The following is an 18315-nucleotide window of genomic DNA, read 5'->3' as shown; positions in this document are numbered from 1 at the left end:
GCCCCTACCTCATATAGTGGCAAAGTATCCTTATTAAACCCTGATCAAAGAGAAAAACTCGTTATCTTTAATAATGAAATTAATATCTAAAAACGGTCAACGCTAATCAGGGAAGTACATAGTTTTAAAATTTGGCCATGTGTTAGCTTTAAGAACGAGCGGTGGTAGAAAAGACTGTCTTATTACTGGAGTCTCCCTGACGGCACAAGCGAGCCCCTTGCCCAAGGGGGAACGGTAGCCATTACCACAGAGAGCTCCTATTTAGGGCCCACTAGAAATTTATTTACTATATTTTTTCGCTGCACTTGCCTGTCATTAAGAATATTGACAGGTTGATTAATTACGACCATTTTCATATGTCGATATCTATTGTTTTTTAATGGTCATTTGTCTTTACGACCAGTTTTCGGTCATGCTCATTTCAAAGCTTGTTTATGGGCAATCTTTCATCCAATTACTAATGCTCAATTGAAAAAGCGTTAGCTATTGCAGCGGCATCCTTTTTTAAGAGGCTATGGCCGTTTAAAAAAGATACAGCGGAAAGAGCGACCCGGAGGGGAACGCCCAAAATAAAATTATTCTCTTAAGAAGTGGTAATATCGGCTTATAGGGAAAGAAATTCTGCAACCGATTCCTTATCACTATTTTTGGAACAACCTTGTCTATAAGAATATTTAGACAAAGGTTGCTCCAGAACCTAGTAATCTTTTACAATAGTATTGTTCTATAAAAAGGGTTCCTTTCTAATAAAACGGTAAAAAAACGTAGCGTGTCGTATACCTTAATAAGTATAGGTACCGAATTCGCTTTCTATAGTAAGCTTTTTATCATCGCTCGCCTCTACTCTTCCAATAATTTGCGCATCTACACCAAAACTTTCGGAAATTGCGATTAAATCCTCAGCAATAGCAGGATCTACATATAGTTCTAACCTATGGCCACAATTGAACACTTGGTACATTTCTTTCCAATCGGTTGCGGACTGCTCTTGTATTAATTTAAACAATGGCGGTACCGGAAATAAATTATCCTTTACGATATGAAGGTTGTCTATAAAATGAAGGATTTTTGTTTGTGCTCCCCCGCTACAGTGTACCATTCCATGGATATCCTGAGCGCTATACTTGCTTAGTATTTTCTTTACAATCGGGGCATAGGTACGGGTTGGCGACAACACCAATTTCCCAGCATCCAATGGCGCACCTGGCACGCTATCTGTTAATTTTACATTTCCTGAGTACACCAATTCTTCGGGTACGGCGGCGTCAAAGCTCTCTGGATATTTCTCTGCCAAGTATTTAGAGAACACATCGTGTCTGGCCGAAGTAAGTCCATTACTCCCCATTCCGCCATTGTATTCCGTTTCATAGCTGGCCTGTCCTGAAGAAGAGAATCCCACAATAACATCGCCTGCTTTAATATTGGCATTGTCTACTACATCTGTTTTCTTGATCCTTGCGGTAACGGTAGAATCTACGATTATTGTACGTACCAAATCCCCAACATCGGCAGTTTCCCCTCCGGTAGAGCGAATGGTAATTCCGTGCGCTGCCAAATCGGTAATCAATTCTTCGGTACCATTAATAATAGCCGAAAGCACCTCGCCCGGGATCAGGTTTTTATTTCTACCAATAGTAGAAGAGAGCATTATATTGTCTGTAGCCCCTACACAAATAAGATCGTCGATATTCATGATCAATGCATCTTGGGCTATTCCTTTCCATACAGAAATATCACCAGTTTCTTTCCAATACATATAAGCCAAGGACGATTTTGTCCCTGCCCCATCGGCATGCATTACCAAGCAATAGTCGTCATCATTGGTAAGGTAGTCTGGTACAATTTTACAAAAAGCTTTTGGAAACAGCCCTTTATCAATGTTTTTGATGGCGTTATGCACATCTTCCTTAGAAGCAGAAACGCCTCTTTGATTGTATCTTTTACTATTGGATGAACTCATGATTAAAACTTTGCTGCAAAAATAGTTCAATCCACAAAAAAAGCCCACTAAATGTGGGCTTTTAATCCAAGAATTTAAAAATTCTTTATTATTTGATAAACAAAAGCTCTCTGTATTTGGTCAAAGGCCATATTTCATCGTCTACCAAGCGCTCTAACTTATCGCAGTGGTATCTGATTTCATCAAAGTAAGGTCTCACCTTATCACAATAAGCAAAGGCTTTTTCAGTAACATCGACCATATTGTTGGCTTTTTTCCTTTCCTCTACCATGGCATCGGTTTTTGTTTTAATAACGCCAATATGTTCTGAAATGCGGTTTACAATATCCAATTGACTGTTTGCCATTTTTTTATAGTCGGCCCCATATATTTCTTTTAGACCTACAATATTTTGTATCAATTTGTTTTGATACTCTACGGCTGCCGGAATTATATAGCTATAGACAAGCTCATTAAAGACCCTACCTTCAATCTGAATATGCATAATATAATCTTCCAACTCTACCTCATGGCGAACATTTACTTCTGTCTCACTTAAAACTTTCATGGATTCAAAAAGTTCTAAACTATCTTTAGAGGTAAGCACCTGAAGGGCCTGTGGCGTATTTTTATTATTGCTTAACTTTCTAGTTTTAGCTTCTTTCTCCCAAGCCTCACTATAACCATCGCCTTCGAACCTTATTCTTTTTGAAGTTTTTATATACTCTCTTAATACATTAAAAATAGCTTCATCTTTTTTAAAGCCTTTTTTATCGATTAAATGATCTACCTCCTTTTTAAAGTCCAATAGCTGTTTGGCAACGATGGTATTTAAATAGGTCATTGGTTTGGCACAATTGGCGGTAGAACCTACCCCTCTCATTTCAAATTTATTTCCGGTAAAGGCAAATGGGGAGGTACGGTTTCTATCGGTGTTATCCAATAATATTTCAGGGATTTTCCCTACCACGTTCAATTTCAATTCCGTTTTTTCTTCCGGCGACAATTTCCCTTTGGTAACCCCTTCTAGTTCATTAAGAACGGCATCGAGCTGTTGTCCGATAAAAATTGACATAATCGCGGGAGGTGCTTCACTAGCTCCTAGCCTATGATCGTTACTGGCCGAACTTATAGAAGAACGCAATAATTCTTCATAGGTATCTACCGCTTTGATGGTATTCACAAAAAAGGTCAAAAACTGCAAGTTCTTCATTGGGGTACTTCCCGGGCTTAATAAATTAACGCCGGTATCTGTTGCCAATGACCAGTTATTATGTTTTCCCGAACCATTTACCCCTGCAAAGGGTTTTTCGTGGAAAAGAATAGTAAAGTTATGTTTATCGGCTTTTTTAGCCATGATATCCATCAGCAATAGGTTATGGTCTACTGCCAAATTGGTTTCCTCAAAAATAGGCGCTAATTCGAACTGATTCGGCGCTACTTCATTATGTCTTGTTTTCACTGGAATACCAAGCTTGGTACATTCTATTTCCAGATCTTTCATAAATTCGAGCACTCTACTAGGTATTACCCCAAAATAGTGATCGTCTAGCTGTTGTCCTTTTGCGGCAGATTGCCCTACTAAGGTACGTCCGGTCAAACTAATATCGGGACGGGAGTCTGCCAAGGATTTATCGATCAAGAAATACTCTTGTTCCCATCCTAGGGTAGCGTTTACTTTGGCGACATTTTTATCGAAATATTTAGCTACTGCCGTTGCGGCTTCGTCTATAGCGCCCAAGGCTCTAAGCAATGGGGCTTTATTATCTAAGGCTTCCCCTGTATAGGCCACAAAAACGGTTGGTATACATAAGGTAGTACCATACAAAAAGGCCGGAGAGGTAGGATCCCATGCGGTATACCCTCTAGCTTCAAAAGTATCTCTAATTCCTCCGTTAGGAAAACTAGAAGCATCCGATTCTTGCTGTACTAGCTGTCCGCCTCCAAATTTCTCCATCCCACGACCATCTGATCTGAGATCAAAAAAGGCATCGTGTTTTTCTGCTGTAGAACCTGTTAGTGGCTGAAACCAATGCGTATAGTGTGTAGCTCCCATAGAAATTGCCCAGGCCTTCATTCCTTCGGCCACCTGATCGGCAACTTTTCTATCTATTTTTGTTCCAGAAACCATTGCTCCTTTTACACGCTCATACGCTTCCTTGGTTAAAAACTGCAGCATTCGTTCTTCATTAAAGACATAGGTCCCGAAATATTCCGAACGTCTCCCACTTTCCTCAATAGATAACTTTTCTCTAGTATAGCTTTTTGCTATGGCATCAAATCTTTGCTTTGACATAAGTGCTTTTAATTTTATTTAAAAAAATAACAATTCATTAAAATTGACAAATAATAATAATGATTTAATAAAATACCCCTATAAAAAAAGGGGTGTACAAAAAAATACAAGCAAATATACCATTAACCCCATTGAAAAACAGCACTTACTCAGAAAAATATTATATTTGTATCATATTAAAATCAACAAAACGTATCATGAGCAAATCAAAATTAGAATACATTTGGTTAGACGGTTATATGCCAACCGCAAACCTAAGAAGCAAAACTAAGGTAGAAAATGATTTTAGCGGGAAGTTGGAAGACTGCCCAATATGGTCTTTTGACGGTAGTTCTACCAAACAAGCTGAAGGCGGAAATTCGGACTGTTTATTGAAACCTGTATCTATATTTCCTGATCCAGACAGAAAGGACGGTTATTTAGTAATGGCCGAGGTTTTGAATGCTGATGGTACGCCGCACAAAACGAATTCTAGAAACATGATTGATGATGAAGACAATGATTTCTGGTTTGGTTTTGAGCAAGAATATTTTATTATGGACACTCATACCCAATTGCCATTAGGATTCCCTGTTGGCGGATATCCTGGTCCTCAGGGTATGTATTACTGTTCTGTTGGTGGAAAAAACACTCACGGAAGAGATATAGTAGAAGAGCATGCTGATTTATGTATCGCTGCCGGACTTAACTTTGAAGGTATTAACCAAGAAGTAGCTTGCGGACAATGGGAATTTCAGTTATTTGCCAAAGGAGGTAAAAAAGCAGGAGATGAAATCTGGGTTGCTCGTTACCTATTAGATCGTTTGACTGAAAAATACGGTTACTATATTGAGTACCATCCAAAACCTGTAAAAGGAGACTGGAACGGATCTGGTATGCACGCCAACTTTTCTAACACTACCTTAAGAACCTGTGGTTCCAAAGAAATTTACGAGAAAATATGTGAAGCTTTCAGACCTGTAACCAAAGAACACATTGAAGTGTACGGTGAGTTTAATGACGAGCGTTTGACAGGCTTGCACGAAACTGCCGCTATAGACGACTTTAGTTATGGTGTAGCTGACAGGGGAGCTTCTATTAGAATTCCGATTATCACTGTAAACAATGGTTGGAAAGGCTGGTTAGAAGACAGAAGACCTGCTTCTAACGGTGATCCTTACAGAATTGCGGCTAGAATTATCAAAACGGTAAAATCTGCCAAAATATAAGGACAACAAAAATTGTCTCTCTATTAAAAACCGCTCCTTTTGCATTTAAAGGAGCGGTTTTTTTATACCTTTTATTTTATAATTATATACACAAAACCGGCATATAACAGCAATAATACTATTCCGTCTCGCCATCCCAATCTCAGTCCTTTTGGAGTAAACATCAAGGGCAAAACCAAATTACCGCAATCAATGGTTAGAAAGATAGGCTAAAGGACAAAAGACCTGCTTCTATTACAAATCATCACAGATGTGTACTAGAATCCTCAAAACGGTACGCCCCCAAAATCAAAGAGCAACAAAAAACCGCTTCTTTCGCATGTAAAGAAGCGGTTTTTTTTATGATATCTTATAAAATCTATTTAATGGTTATATACACAAAACCGGCATATAACAGCAATAACACTATTCCGTCTCGCCACCCCAATCGAAGTCCTTTTGGAATAAACACCAAGGGCAAAATCAAAAATGAAATTCCCAACATCCAAAATACATCACTTGATAGCAAGCCCTGATCTACTACTTTTATGGGCGTTATGATAGCGGTAATTCCCAATACGGCCAATAGGTTAAAAATATTGGACCCTAAAAGATTTCCCAAAGAAATCGCCTTTTCCTTTTTTATGACTGCAATTACAGAAGCCGCCAGTTCTGGAATACTGGTCCCTACCGAAACAATGGTTACCGCAATAATCCGCTCACTTACCCCGTAAAAGGTGGCCAAACCAACCGCACCATTAATCAATAGCTCTGAACCTCCCCAAAGGGCAGTTCCTCCCAACCCTAGAAACAACACTAACTTATATAATGGAAGAGGAATATCGTCTTCTGGCATTTCATCTACAACGGCAGTTTTCTGAAAACGCAACAGGTATACCAAAAACAGGAATAGACTAACCACCATTACAATCCCTTCGGTTCTTTGTATCTCCCCATCGAAATATATAAACCCAAAAAACAATAGCGACGCCAACATCATTACAGGCCAGTCTGTGGTATAAAAACTTTTACGCACATCTATACTCCCCAGAATGATTGTGATAGCCAGAACCAACCCCAGGTTAGCAATATTAGAACCTACTACATTCCCCAAGGCCAAATCTGGAAATCCATCTAAGGCAGCATTTATACTAACAATAAGCTCTGGTGCCGAGGTAGCAAAAGACACCACCGTCATCCCAATTACAATTTTCGGAATATTTAATTTTAAAGACAAGGCCACCGCCGCCTTCAACAACCAATTTCCTCCTAACACCAGAAGGGTCAATCCTAAAACAATATATATTATATCTAGCATTATTAAATTTTTGGACAAATATAACGAAGTCTAAATACTATTACCCCTAGAAAAGCTTTTAGAAAAATAAATTAAAGTTGTAGTCCCAAGACTTGGGCACCCACTAGTCATTCGAATAATTCTTGCAGCAACCCTAGATAATTCACCATATTCGGGCCCTTTTTACTCTGCAGCTATACCTATCATCATTGGCCATCTTATAAAGGCTTAAGAATTTCCGTAACCAGCCAATTAATTAAGTAGCCTACTTTCTTTATATATTTGAAACTTAATCTAGAAGAACCTAATGAAGCTCAACTATTGTATAACAGCAATTTTAAAGTTAGCAAACACCCTAAAATAGGCACCTTATGAAAAAGACCCTTTTTAAAATTATAGCAAGGATTAATAAGTACCTACTACCGTCTTACAGCAAACAACAGTTAAACCTTGCCAAAGCCACAAAACTTCAAATGGCGATAATTGGATGGCGTTATTATATCACCACCAACGCTTTGGATTAGTATTGCATTAGGGAAGCCACTTCATAGCCCGGCAATTTCTCCCTTCCGTTTAAAAACTGCAGTTCCAACAAAAAGTTGCATTGCACCACTTCTCCCCCAAGACGTTCTACAAATTTACAAACGGCACTTGCAGTACCCCCTGTTGCCAAAACGTCGTCATGAATTAGCACTCTATCACCTTTTTGAATACCATCGACATGTATTTCTAACACATCTTGTCCGTATTCCAGATCGTAATTTTCGCTTATAGTATTAAAAGGCAATTTTCCTTTTTTTCTAACAGGTACAAATCCGGCATTTAATTGTGCCGCCAACATAGGTCCAAAAAAGAAACCCCTACTTTCCATCCCCACTACCTTATCGACCTGTTTGTCTTTAAGCAGTTCACAAAGCGCTTCTTTAGCTCCTTGCAAGGCAGTTGGATTTTGAAGCAGCGGAGTGATATCTTTAAAGGAAACTCCTATCTTCGGATAATCAGGCACTTCCCGAATAAATTTAAAATAATTCATTTTTTTTTGCATTCTTATTTGGTGGCAAAGGTAAAAAGAAATATATTTGCAGCCCGTTAGGGAACAAAAAATAAAAACGGCCTCGTGGCGCAACTGAATAGCGCATCTGATTACGGCTCAGAAGGTTACAGGTTTGAATCCTGTCGAGGTCACAAAATAGTAAAAAAGAAGGCGTAGTACCTACAGTGGAAACACTGTAAGTACTACGCCTTCACCGTTTTACAGCCACTTCGAAAAAACCGATTAACATGCAAGTAAGTTTAAAATACCTAGACTTTGTCCCACAACTTGTCCCACAGAATATGAATGGGAAACTTTCATACAAGATTAGAATCAAAAGCGACTACAAAAGGGCGGATGGTACCTGCGCGCTATATTTGGCCGTTTATCTAGATCAGAAGCGAAAAAGGTTGCCGTTAAACATTTCGGTGCCGCCCAAAATGTTCGATAAAAAGGCGCAACGTGTGAAAAAAGCCTTCAAATTCTCAAAGGACTATAATTTGTTAATTGAAAAGCTGCTGGCCGATTTAAACGCTATTGAGGTAAACTATCGTTTAAACGGGGATGTTATGACCTTGGAAAAAGTTATAGAAGACCTGCAACAGCCATCGCTGAGAGTAAACTTCAATACGTTTGCAGAAAATTATCTGGAGCGTACCAAAAATGCCATTAAGCATTCTACCTACAGGCAGCAAAAAGGGGCCTTATCTAAAATCAAAAAGTATAAGGACCCTATTCTATTTTCTGAAATAGACGAATCTTTTTTAACGGACTTTAGGAACTATTTAAAAAACGAACTTAAAAACGTCCCTTCTACCATAGAAGGAACTATTAAGAATTTTAAGAAGTATTTACACGCAGCCAACAAAAGAGGCATAAAGACCAAACTGGCCTTTTCTGATATTACCGTAAAAGCAATGACGGGCAATTTCACCTTCCTTACTCCAGACGAAGTAAAGATGATGCACGAATACTATATGAGCGATTTTGTAAACCCCACTTGGAAGAGCATATTGCAGCAATACCTGTTTTCTTGCTTTACGGGCCTACGCATTAGCGACATTGAGAATCTTACCCATGAAAACATTATAGATGATGTGCTTGCCTTTACGATGGTGAAGACTAATAAGTTTATACGCCTGCAGTTAAACGAGACCGCAAAAGGGCTTATTGGGCACCCGAAAGTGTTTTCAGGTTCCTACACCAGGGAATACATTAACCGCGAACTTAAAAAAATAGCGAGTGCCCTAGGGATTAAAAAAAGACTGTACTACCACAGCAGCCGACACACCTTTGCTACCAACTACCTTATCTCTGGTGGAAGTGTAGAAAACCTTCAGAAAATTTTAGGCCACTCTGAAATTAAGACCACCATGGTCTATGTACATATAGTGCAGAGTATGATAGATAAAGAGGTTAAGCTAATGGATTCTATTATTAAGTAGCTTAAAAAATAACCTCGCTCTCTACTGTAATCTCCAAATCTTCTTCGTCTCCAGAAAAGCTTCGGGTAATTTTCTTTATGATGTGCTTATTATCGTATTTAAACATGCCCGAGTCTATATTTAACTGGTCATTATCAGTCTTATAACGATCCGTAAATAAAGAAGTGTTCAACCTAAAGGCAACCCACTTTTTCCAAAACCTATTAAACACAGCATCCACCGTAAAAGAACGGCCAAACACCGACTGCGGAGAAATATTGTATCCGCCTTGCAGGCCATTGTACAACAAAAGTTTAAAAGACTCCTGGTCTTCTGTTACCTTGGCCGTTGTAAAAGTGTCGTGGGTAGCTTCCTTTAAGACGGACAGCCCCATATCTATGGTTTCTACATCGTTTACCGTGTAGTTGGCGCCTGCTACCAAGTTGCTCTTGGCGTCAATGCTTATTTTATCGTTTTTATCGTATTTAAGGGTGTAGATTTTTTTGTTGTTCATATTGATGCGCACCCCGTCATTCTCCAGATGGCTCATATTAGGGAACGCAATGTTTTTAAAATTGCTCTCCTGGTAATTAATAGTCACAATGTTCTTCCGAAACCTAATGTCTAAGTTTAACCAGTTTTTGATCTTATTAAGGAAAGCCCCAAAAGTCATTTCAGGGATAAAATCTGTCAGCTCAAAACTACTGGGCGGCATGTTTACCTTTTCAGGGGTAAAGTTCTCCAGGTACTTATCTATATAGATCAAAATCTTCTCATTTACCTTGTCCTGGACAAAATTTCCCGTCATCACAATGTTGGCAGAATCGAAGCCTACTTTTAAGATCTCCATAAGATACATGCAGGGCGCCATGACATTTCTATTGGACGGCACATTTTTACCGTCCTCTAAAACTAATGAGTTGGTTATAAAATTGCCATTTTCACCGATCTTGTTTATGATGCCTTCAAACTTGTCATAATTGCTTTTCAGCACAATAGCGTCGTCTATGATCATAGGGAAGTTGTACCGCGCCTCTGGCCAATGCTTTTCTAATTGGCTCTTTGCGTGCCCCAAGATACTTGGCACATCTACTGGCTCAAAAGGCAATTCTCGCAACGGAATCTCTAACAATTGTATGGCCGATTTTCCATAGTTTACAGTACCCTGAACCACGCCTCTAGACACGTAAGACAATAAAAGGTTTCCTTCTGCAAAATTGTTGCCGTATTGAAAATTACCCAAATGCTTCACCTTTCTGTTCCTAGAGTTATAATCTCCTATAAAGCCCAATTTCTTGCTGGTTTCATCGTCCAGTTTAAAACTAAAAGGAAGGGAGTAGTTTCGCAAAAAGGACTTGTGAAAGATGTTATTTTCTTCCACAAGTGTAATTCTTAGGTGAGACATATCTAGCTCAAAATTTTCACCAAAAAACTTAATCATACCGTCGCATTATCAAAGGTTAAACTAAAAGAGGGCTCGTTATCGTTGGTTCTGGAGCGTTGCAGTTTTCTTGTGGTAGGCACCACCTTAATAAATTCGCCATGTAACTGCAGGTATATATTGGTGGCCCCTAACATTTTGGACAGTCCGGTAATTTCTTCTGGAGAGTAGACCCAACCAGTGTCTATTTTATAGTCTGCCGTGGTGGTGTTCTTAAGCACCCTAGTCTCTTGGGTGTTGTGGTTCTTTCTAAAATCGAAGGTTTCTGCCCTATAGGAATCGTTTTCTATAATTTCGCCTTTGCACTCAAAAGCATCCCAAATGCCCCATTGGTTTTCCCAGAACACCATACAGTGATCTATGCCTTCTGGTACTATCTCTATATTAGCCGCAATATCTAACACAGAAACCTTTAAAGATTGCCCCGTCATTAGACTGGTTATTTTAGCTAGAGGCAAGGTTGCGGCATAAAAAGGATTGTTGGGACTACTCTGTAAATAACTGATTTCCTTATCTCCGGTAACCTCTATTTTGGTAGGCGATTGCCCATTAGCCAAAAAGCCAAAGGTTAAAATGCCGTTTTTGGTAAGATGACGGTTTAAAGGCATATCAGACAACCAATTGGTTGCTGGCTTATTTCCTTTTATGAATTTAATACCGTTAGAATTTACCACCTGAAACACCTGATCCGAAACAATATCCTCTTCGGTAATGGTCATATTTATTTCTGCCGGCAAATATGGAATATACAAAGAGACATCATTAAAGTTTCCTGGCAAATTTTGTTGACTGATAATTTTGGACGGAAATTGTCCAATTCTTCTACGTCCCGATCCCTGATAAAAAGGAACTGCAAATTCTCCCGTATAAACATTGCCGTTAAAATTAGAAGCCAAGGAGAGCGACAAAAAGGTATTCTCTCTCTTGGACGACAGTGCAATATTGTTCTCGTCCTCGGTAAAATATAATGTTTCCGGATCCAATAGTTCCTGCACCAGATCGTACACCTCTAACGTGACAAAAACATTCTTTACCAAACCATCTTGGGAGAAGGTTACCTGTGCAATATGGGTGCCCGGTGTAAGGGTTTCTGTGTTTTGAAGCGACAGTTCTATGTTTCCTACTCCTGCAGTTCCTGAAGCCAAGGAAAGACTAACCCATGTCTTATCTGCCACAGCCGACCAATTGCCCGAAGCGTTGTATTCAACATTCTTAATAGGCAAATACCCCTCCAAGGTGTATTCCATATCTATTGATGATGGATTTACATATAAGTAAGTGGTGCCAGTGTCTGCCTCTGATACGGTAAGGTTGACATTTACGGTTTTGGTAAACAGATTATCTGTAACGGTAATAGTGTCTGCGTGGGTCCCAACTGCCAAGCCCGAAGCTTCTACGCTTACCGTAAACTGACCATTGCCACTGCCCGAAGCGTTTGAAAGGGTTACCCAAGTCTTTGTTTTTACTGCCGTCCAAGCGCTTTCACTTGTAACAGAAACCACGGTAGGAGAAGGCACAGCGCCTCCTAAGGTATAGTTGTGGCTTATATTGCTAGGCGCAGCTGTTAGTTCTACGGTGTGCTCTACCGTTAGATTAATAGTAACCTGCCCTAGTGTGTGGTAAGTGAATTTTTCCCCATTTTCAGTGTTTTCGTAGATAGTCATTTTAAGGGTTACCACGGCAGAATACTGCCCTGCCGACAAATTCTTGGCTGTTGAAGCTACCTGTAGTTTAGCTTGCTCTGGAGCAGGTCTATAAATGTTAAGCCAGCTTGGTTGGTTGTCCCAATCTAAAAACCTAGCAACTTCATTTGGTCTTTCTCCAGGTTCTATATAAGACACATATTCTGATAAATAGTCGGTCGTTCCTTTCTTGTAGGTAAGGTTAACCGTATTGGGTGTAATTGCCATGTTTAGTTGATTTTAGCAGATTCTCTTGCGTTTTCTATTTCGAGGATTCTTTCTTGTAGCTGAATAATTTTATTATCGCCAATAAGAATAGGCCCTGTTTTAATGCCGTTGGTCAATGCCTGGTTAAGCATGTATAATTGTTCGTATAACTGCATAAGCAATTCGTTGTCCTGATCCCCTACTGCATCTATAGCAGGCAATGTAGATGGCGAAGTACTGCCACCGTTAACATAACCTTTACCCAGCATTTTTAAACGTTCTTTCTCTAGCCATTGAAAGGTTCTTGCATAGCGCGGATGCTGCGTCATAATCTTAGGACCTACCCATTCTTTGTCGTGCACTACTCCTGTCACGGCTCCGTACTGGTCGTGATACATGGCTTTGCTTCCGGTAGGTCCGCCTTCAAAAAAGCCCGTAGGCGTTATTTTCTTAGAGGCACTGGCAGCCGATTTAATGGCAGAAATGATGCCTACCGCCTGCGCTGCAAAACCAATGAGCAATGGAATGTTCTGAGGGAAACCAACCTTGGCAGTCTGTGCCGTACCTGCCGCAACGTCCGAAGCAGCACTTGCAGCATTGGTCGTTACCTTATTTTTTAACACTCCTAACTGAATTAAGGAATCCTTGGCGGCCATGAGTCGCTTTGCAGCCAACAAGGCTTGGCCTACCTTGGTTTCTTGCCCGGCAAGATCTATGGCGGCATTTATTATCTGTTGCTTTAATTTTTCACGAGCAGCCAATTGGTCGGCATAGTGCTTTTTGTCTCTCTTTAATTCTTCATCCTTTTTCTTTTTATCGTCATTAGCGGCCTTATCGTCCCATTTCTTGGAGATAGCATCGAGCTCTGTTTTCTTGGCGTTTTCTAAGCGCTTCAAAAGTTCTACTTCTCCATTGGCATCGGCTTCTAGTTTGGCATATTTAGCCTCGAGCTCTAATTCTTCCTTTAATTGGGCAGCTTCATCTTCCTCCAGGTCTTTTAAAAGTTCCTTTTCTTTTTGCTCTAAATCCCACAAGTCCAGAAACTCCGTCAACTTCTTTTTAGAGTCTATAATTCTCTGGTCTTCTTTGGTTAGTTTGTTTTTCTCTGAATTCTTATCATTGCTTTCTGCAGGATCGGCTTCCTCCTTATTGGTTCCTGTAGGGGTTGGCGTGTTGGGCGCAACACCGGTAGCATTGTCGGCAACCAAATCTTCTAGAGATATTTTTTTAAACTTATTTTCACCATTAAAGGCACCATACACGTCTAATACGTCGTTTTTTATTTTGTTCTTAAAATCTATAATGGTATTGCCTAAAGCATTAAAGTTAGCGGCATAACCACGTTTTATCCGGTCCCAATCCATCGTAAAAATCCCCCCAACGATATCTCTCAAACCCATAAAACTATCTTTAGCATTAGAAAGCAGGATACTTATGACATCGAAACTGTAAGTAGCGGCTATTCCCAAAGATTTTAATATAGCCGAGAACACACCACTCTGATTATTAAGATCTACAAACCAGTTGTACAGATCTACCCCCCATTTTAAAATAGAAAGAATCCCCTCTGTCACAAACAACTTGCTCTTTTCAATCATCAACCCAAAACCACCATCGGCAGAAGCAAACAATTGCGTGTACACCCCGGAGAGCTCCTTATTAACTTCTAATTGTTGTTTTTGAATTTCCTGTAGTTCTGTTAACGGTTTTTGTTGATCATTTAAGGCAATGTTTACGGCTTCAAAAATCTTAAGAGCACCACCAGCGTCTTCACCAGCGCCACGGAATAAATCTGCGGTTAATTGTTGGGCTTGCTGTGCGTTTAACCCTATACGGTCTGCCTCTTCGGCAATGGATGCCAAAGCTTCTTTTGGAGTCCGCGCGCCCGATTTAATATCGGCAAACAATTTGTCCGTGAAAGATTTTCCAAAGGCATTTATTAAAGAATCTCTAGACGACTTTGTTGCTTCATTTATAGACAGCGTAAATTCCTTAATTGCATCGGGAAGTTTATCCTGGTAAATAGAAAGATCTATCCCTGTACTTACTATATTGGCAAATTCCGAAGCAGAGAATCCTGCATTTTGAAAATGGACTGGATATTCTTTTAAACTATCTAAATACTCATCATTACTAAGCTTGCCACGGATAGCCCCGTCTTCTATAATATCAAAAGCTTCATCATAAGAAATACCAAAGCTCTTTGCCAATGATTTGGCCGTATTAATACTTTGACTAACATCTAGCTCAAAGGTCTTTGCCAACACTTCTGCACGTATACGGATAGCATCAACGGCTTCTCCTGTTTCCTGTGTAAGATCCTTTACCAGTTTATTGCTCTTTTCTACTTCTAGGTTAAAATTTACCCACGCCTTAACACCCAAGCCTATAGCTGCTATTCCGGCAATGGCTGCCCCTATCGGAGTAGCTATAAATGCCCAAGCCGCTTTGGCCATTCCTAGGATATTCCCTCTTATCCCCTCGAGACCCGCCTTGGCCGTCTCTAAGTCTCCAGACATAAAGCCGCCTATTAAATTATCCCAATGCCCTTTGGCTTCCTGCAGAGTATCATTGGTTCCGTTTATTTCGTTCTTAATATCGGCATATTGCGCCCGTGCCTTTTTAAGCTCCTCGGATTTTCTTATAAATTCTTCCGTACCAGGGGTTAGTTTTTTTAGATCTCTATAAAGTACACCTACTTGCTTACCTACTTGGTTTAAGGTCTTATTAACTTCCTTGCCGTTGATCTCAATATCAATTTTCCAAGCACCTTTCTTAGTTACCGCCATTATTTTACGATGATATTTGTGCCCTTAAAGGACAGAATTACTTCTTCCATTCTAATTTTTCCTAAGGCATCTACCAAGTATTCAAACGCTCCAGAATCTTCCAGACCCTCCGTGATAAACGGTTTTTGCTGCAGCATCATGGTATGTTCCCTAACAGAGTATTTGCCTCCTCGTTTTCGAAGCTTCTTTTCATGACTGGTACGCTTGGTATTTACCCCTTGCTGTAGTATATATCCGTGCCGTTGCATTCTGGTTATAATTCCGAATAGCCGAAGATCTCCCATTTTCTCCTCTGATTTGATCGATTTTTTTAAACCGCCCGTATCATCTAAGCCATACTCTAGCAAAAGCGAATGAACCCGAGTTTGAATCATCTTAGCGGCTACCTTTCCCGCTTTTTCTTCCTCGTCTCTAATTTTGTTGTAGTCTATTTTGGGACCTGACATGCCTTGTAATTTTAAAGCAATTTAGGAGTAGCGGAGAGGCGATACTAGGACATAAAAAAACCACCTGATTAGGGGTGGTTTTTGGTAATTGTAATACTAATAGGTACTAACCAAAAAGCGGAATTACTTTAGGGCTTTTGTGAATGCATGGCGATTTTAACCCTTCCTTTAAAATACGGCATTTGTATTCTAGGTTTTGGGTGAATATTTCCCTTACCGATAAGATGGTGGTAAAAGATAATTGTCCTTTAAGATAAAGTTCTTTTAATTCTTGTAACGCCTGCTCCCTATCTAAGGAAGACGCTGTTTTGAAAATCTCGTTGTTGCTGTGCATAGCTTTGAGTTTTAAAAATACCTACGAGTGGTGCACAGCAACAACGAAAGGAAGTTGAGAACGGACTTTCACCGTAACTCTCGTAGGATTTATTATTAAAAATATGTTTTTCGGGTATCATGAACCTCGTTATTTACTGTGCAAGACAAATATATATAAAAAAACCAATCAAATGATAGTTTAATGATATTTTAATGACATTTATAAATCTTTCCACTTAGAAATGTCCGGAACGGTAGGTATTTGATTTTTCAAGGTTACCTCGCATCGATAGCCAAAAAGCCCGTCTACAAATATTGGCCCCACTTTTACGTGGTGAAAACTATTCTCGTCTACCAAGCCGTACAGCCAATTTTTTACATTGTTATCATCCCTGGCCACACTCGCAGTAAACAGAATTCTATCTTCAACGTCAAAACAGATTTGTTGGCACGCATTCAACACCTGGTTCTGTGCCTGGTACTCGTCCAACATGCCCGAATTAGTGTCTGGCTTATCTAAAATGGTAAAGGCGGTTGAATTACCATGAAAGCGCTTAGATTTATCTCCGGAGCTTTGGGTTTCTACGGCATCTATAAGCATCACCGGCAACTCAACGCCCTTGCGCATTTTTCCCGTGAACTCTGCCACGTTCCAACGGTAAGAACCTTTAATATCTTGGTGAGCTTCCGCCAAGCTTTCTAGGAAGCTTACTATATCTAAAAATGAAATTCTAGGCATGTTTTGGTTGTTTTTTCTGGTTCTTAAATTGCTCTTCAAATTCGGAAAAGAAAGTGTATACATTGGTGTTTTTGGTCTCGTTATAGGTCCCGAATTTACCACCTGAGAAGGACAGTATTAATTTTCCCAATCCGCTACTGCTTACTTCTCTTTTTGTTTTATTCTTGGTTTTAGGGAATACAATAGGATTCATATTAACCAGATTGTCCCGGCTTCCTTGGTAGCACAAATAAATAGCCAAGAGGGTTTTGGGCGATAGTTTTTTGAACCATTTGGCACGCTCTTCCAGATCTTCCTTAAAAAAAGGCAATCGCTTATTGTCCGAACCTAATTCCCTATACAACACAGCGGCTAAATACTGCAGATATTCCAAGTCCTTAGTATTGTAAAAGCCAATAGCCAAATCATCTGCATGGGCAAATTCATCTATGGTAGCATTGGTCATCCTATCTGCAGGGGGGAACATCTTTCTGCCTTTTAATTTTTTGATAGGAACAAAGATGGTAAGATCTGTTTTTTCGTACACCCAAGCATAATGTTCCTTAAGGCCAGAAATGCCAATAGCTTTCAGGACCTTGTACACTTTGCGGTACTTGCGGAACTGCCACCAACGAACATCTACCAATACAAAGAAAATCATTAGGTCTATTGTTTTGGAAGATTTCTCGGTACCGAACAACCACGCCAATTTTTTAATTTGACGTGGCTGGAGGTCGTTCCACTTCTGCGGGATAGTTATTTTTATTGCCATTATTTCTTATTGTTTCCAAAGAGCCTTTTAAAAAAGCCAGGGCTTTTAGTTTCTGGCACAAATGAAGAGTCGGAATCTTGTTCTGTCTGGTGTATTTCACTATTCCAATTAGGATCTATGTTGATGTTTACGGGATCGGTCTTTTTGCCTTTAATCTTCCGAATTTCCGTGGTAACAGAATTGGTAATATTGGTGGTTTCCTTACGGATGGCCATCTCAATAATTTCCTTTTGCTGTTCTATCATTCGTTCTGAAGACTGAATAGAAATAAGGTACCCGGCAATAAGCCCGAATGTAGCGGCTATAATGATAAGGCCAAGATTTTCCGCGGTGTTCTTCCAGTTAATCATTTATTCGTTTATTACGGTTAGTTGAAATTCTTCTGGGACCACCTCTAGCATTTTCTTCATGGTTTCCTTACTGCTTACCACATCTCGATATCCATCCTTATTAATATCCGAAAAGCTTTTCCCTGCCAAAATACATCCCAAGGTATCGGTGTAGTAATTTCCAAAATGAATAAGAATAAGGGTGCGCCCTTCAACATCTAATATGTGATAATGATTTCCGTATTTTGCGCTATGACGCTTTACAACACGGTAGGTTCCATCGTTTATGCGGCTTATTCTGTTCTTATTGCCTCTGTCTGGTAATTCAAGAATTTTGCAGTCAAATATTTTATCCAAGCCTTTATAAACAAGCATTTCCCCAAGGGTTTGAACGGGCTCTTGCACCAGCCTCAGTAATTTCGCTTTTACTTCCATTTTAT

16 protein-coding genes and 1 tRNA gene are annotated in these 18315 nt (G+C 39.7%); 4 read left to right on the top strand and 13 right to left on the bottom strand.

All coding sequences use genetic code 11. The features are described from left to right. Positions 1–781: 781 nt before the first annotated feature. Together HCG49_RS17140 and HCG49_RS17135 are read right to left on the bottom strand one after the other, a co-directional pair. Positions 782–1960, bottom strand: coding sequence for an AIR synthase related protein (locus HCG49_RS17140; protein ID WP_168470742.1), 1179 nt, complete (start codon positions 1958–1960; stop codon positions 782–784). Between the two features lie 88 nt (positions 1961–2048). Beyond that, positions 2049–4235 (bottom strand): glutamine synthetase III, encoded by a 2187-nt coding sequence (locus tag HCG49_RS17135; RefSeq protein ID WP_168470741.1) that lies wholly within the window; start codon positions 4233–4235, stop codon positions 2049–2051. Positions 4236–4432: 197 nt separating this feature from the next. Here HCG49_RS17135 and HCG49_RS17130 point away from each other — a divergent pair, with 197 nt between their 5' ends. Next, positions 4433–5443 (top strand): glutamine synthetase beta-grasp domain-containing protein, encoded by a 1011-nt coding sequence (locus HCG49_RS17130; RefSeq protein WP_168470740.1) that lies wholly within the window; start codon positions 4433–4435, stop codon positions 5441–5443. Between the two features lie 358 nt (positions 5444–5801). On the opposite strand, the gene HCG49_RS17125 is transcribed toward HCG49_RS17130, so the two are convergent. Continuing rightward, positions 5802–6740, bottom strand: a complete 939-nt coding sequence (locus HCG49_RS17125) for a calcium/sodium antiporter (RefSeq protein WP_168470739.1) — start codon at positions 6738–6740, stop codon at positions 5802–5804. Between the two features lie 350 nt (positions 6741–7090). Between HCG49_RS17125 and HCG49_RS17120 the strand changes: the two genes are divergently transcribed. Further along, complete coding sequence (locus tag HCG49_RS17120; RefSeq protein ID WP_168470738.1) at positions 7091–7243, top strand: SsrA-binding protein; 153 nt, start codon at positions 7091–7093, stop codon at positions 7241–7243. On the opposite strand, the gene HCG49_RS17115 is transcribed toward HCG49_RS17120, so the two are convergent. Beyond that, positions 7240–7752 (bottom strand): adenine phosphoribosyltransferase, encoded by a 513-nt coding sequence (locus HCG49_RS17115; protein WP_168470737.1) that lies wholly within the window; start codon positions 7750–7752, stop codon positions 7240–7242. The genes HCG49_RS17120 and HCG49_RS17115 overlap by 4 nt on opposite strands. Before the next feature lie 78 nt (positions 7753–7830). On the opposite strand from HCG49_RS17115, the gene HCG49_RS17110 reads away from it, so the two are divergent. Together HCG49_RS17110 and HCG49_RS17105 are read left to right on the top strand one after the other, a co-directional pair. Next, positions 7831–7904 (top strand) — tRNA-Arg (locus HCG49_RS17110). A gap of 96 nt (positions 7905–8000) precedes the next feature. Next, positions 8001–9197, top strand: a complete 1197-nt coding sequence (locus tag HCG49_RS17105) for a site-specific integrase (protein WP_168470736.1) — start codon at positions 8001–8003, stop codon at positions 9195–9197. A 1-nt stretch (position 9198) separates the two neighbouring features. Here HCG49_RS17105 and HCG49_RS17100 read toward each other — a convergent pair whose 3' ends face one another. The 9 genes from HCG49_RS17100 to HCG49_RS17060 form a co-directional block, all read right to left on the bottom strand. Beyond that, entirely contained in the window at positions 9199–10617 is a 1419-nt protein-coding gene (locus HCG49_RS17100; RefSeq protein WP_168470735.1) for a hypothetical protein, read from the bottom strand. Next, the gene (locus tag HCG49_RS17095; protein WP_168470734.1) at positions 10614–12527 is read right to left on the bottom strand and encodes a BACON domain-containing protein; all 1914 of its coding nucleotides are present in this window, start codon (positions 12525–12527) and stop codon (positions 10614–10616) included. Before HCG49_RS17095 ends, HCG49_RS17100 begins: the two co-directional genes overlap by 4 nt. Before the next feature lie 2 nt (positions 12528–12529). Further along, positions 12530–15295 (bottom strand): phage tail tape measure protein, encoded by a 2766-nt coding sequence (locus HCG49_RS17090; protein WP_168470733.1) that lies wholly within the window; start codon positions 15293–15295, stop codon positions 12530–12532. Continuing rightward, entirely contained in the window at positions 15295–15741 is a 447-nt protein-coding gene (locus HCG49_RS17085) for a hypothetical protein (protein WP_168470732.1), read from the bottom strand. Before HCG49_RS17085 ends, HCG49_RS17090 begins: the two co-directional genes overlap by 1 nt. 106 nt (positions 15742–15847) lie before the next feature. After that, positions 15848–16075 carry a hypothetical protein gene (locus HCG49_RS17080; protein WP_168470731.1) on the bottom strand — a complete coding sequence of 76 codons (228 nt, stop codon included), beginning with the start codon at positions 16073–16075 and terminating at the stop codon, positions 15848–15850. A 201-nt stretch (positions 16076–16276) separates the two neighbouring features. Further along, on the bottom strand, positions 16277–16795 hold the full coding sequence (locus HCG49_RS17075; RefSeq protein WP_168470730.1) for a hypothetical protein: 519 nt from the start codon (positions 16793–16795) through the stop codon (positions 16277–16279). Then, positions 16788–17546, bottom strand: coding sequence for a hypothetical protein (locus HCG49_RS17070; RefSeq protein ID WP_168470729.1), 759 nt, complete (start codon positions 17544–17546; stop codon positions 16788–16790). The genes HCG49_RS17075 and HCG49_RS17070 overlap by 8 nt, the downstream gene beginning before the upstream one ends. Beyond that, positions 17546–17896 carry a hypothetical protein gene (locus HCG49_RS17065; RefSeq protein WP_168470728.1) on the bottom strand — a complete coding sequence of 117 codons (351 nt, stop codon included), beginning with the start codon at positions 17894–17896 and terminating at the stop codon, positions 17546–17548. Before HCG49_RS17065 ends, HCG49_RS17070 begins: the two co-directional genes overlap by 1 nt. Further along, on the bottom strand, positions 17897–18310 hold the full coding sequence (locus HCG49_RS17060) for a DUF5675 family protein (RefSeq protein WP_168470727.1): 414 nt from the start codon (positions 18308–18310) through the stop codon (positions 17897–17899). Between the last annotated feature and the right edge of the window lie 5 nt (positions 18311–18315).

This window comes from Arenibacter sp. 6A1, from assembly GCF_012272855.1.
Taxonomy (GTDB): Bacteria; Bacteroidota; Bacteroidia; order Flavobacteriales; family Flavobacteriaceae; genus Arenibacter.
The sequence above is the reverse complement of the archived record's forward strand: the minus strand, read 5'-3'. Positions and strand labels throughout refer to the sequence as shown.

Coding starts and splice junctions, on each gene's coding strand:
- HCG49_RS17140 (WP_168470742.1), bottom strand. CDS start 1,960: ATGAGTTCATCCAATAGTAAAAGATACAATCAAAGAGGCGTTTCTGCT.
- HCG49_RS17135 (WP_168470741.1), bottom strand. CDS start 4,235: ATGTCAAAGCAAAGATTTGATGCCATAGCAAAAAGCTATACTAGAGAA.
- HCG49_RS17130 (WP_168470740.1), top strand. CDS start 4,433: ATGAGCAAATCAAAATTAGAATACATTTGGTTAGACGGTTATATGCCA.
- HCG49_RS17125 (WP_168470739.1), bottom strand. CDS start 6,740: ATGCTAGATATAATATATATTGTTTTAGGATTGACCCTTCTGGTGTTA.
- HCG49_RS17120 (WP_168470738.1), top strand. CDS start 7,091: ATGAAAAAGACCCTTTTTAAAATTATAGCAAGGATTAATAAGTACCTA.
- HCG49_RS17115 (WP_168470737.1), bottom strand. CDS start 7,752: ATGAATTATTTTAAATTTATTCGGGAAGTGCCTGATTATCCGAAGATA.
- HCG49_RS17105 (WP_168470736.1), top strand. CDS start 8,001: ATGCAAGTAAGTTTAAAATACCTAGACTTTGTCCCACAACTTGTCCCA.
- HCG49_RS17100 (WP_168470735.1), bottom strand. CDS start 10,617: ATGATTAAGTTTTTTGGTGAAAATTTTGAGCTAGATATGTCTCACCTA.
- HCG49_RS17095 (WP_168470734.1), bottom strand. CDS start 12,527: ATGGCAATTACACCCAATACGGTTAACCTTACCTACAAGAAAGGAACG.
- HCG49_RS17090 (WP_168470733.1), bottom strand. CDS start 15,295: ATGGCGGTAACTAAGAAAGGTGCTTGGAAAATTGATATTGAGATCAAC.
- HCG49_RS17085 (WP_168470732.1), bottom strand. CDS start 15,741: ATGTCAGGTCCCAAAATAGACTACAACAAAATTAGAGACGAGGAAGAA.
- HCG49_RS17080 (WP_168470731.1), bottom strand. CDS start 16,075: ATGCACAGCAACAACGAGATTTTCAAAACAGCGTCTTCCTTAGATAGG.
- HCG49_RS17075 (WP_168470730.1), bottom strand. CDS start 16,795: ATGCCTAGAATTTCATTTTTAGATATAGTAAGCTTCCTAGAAAGCTTG.
- HCG49_RS17070 (WP_168470729.1), bottom strand. CDS start 17,546: ATGGCAATAAAAATAACTATCCCGCAGAAGTGGAACGACCTCCAGCCA.
- HCG49_RS17065 (WP_168470728.1), bottom strand. CDS start 17,896: ATGATTAACTGGAAGAACACCGCGGAAAATCTTGGCCTTATCATTATA.
- HCG49_RS17060 (WP_168470727.1), bottom strand. CDS start 18,310: ATGGAAGTAAAAGCGAAATTACTGAGGCTGGTGCAAGAGCCCGTTCAA.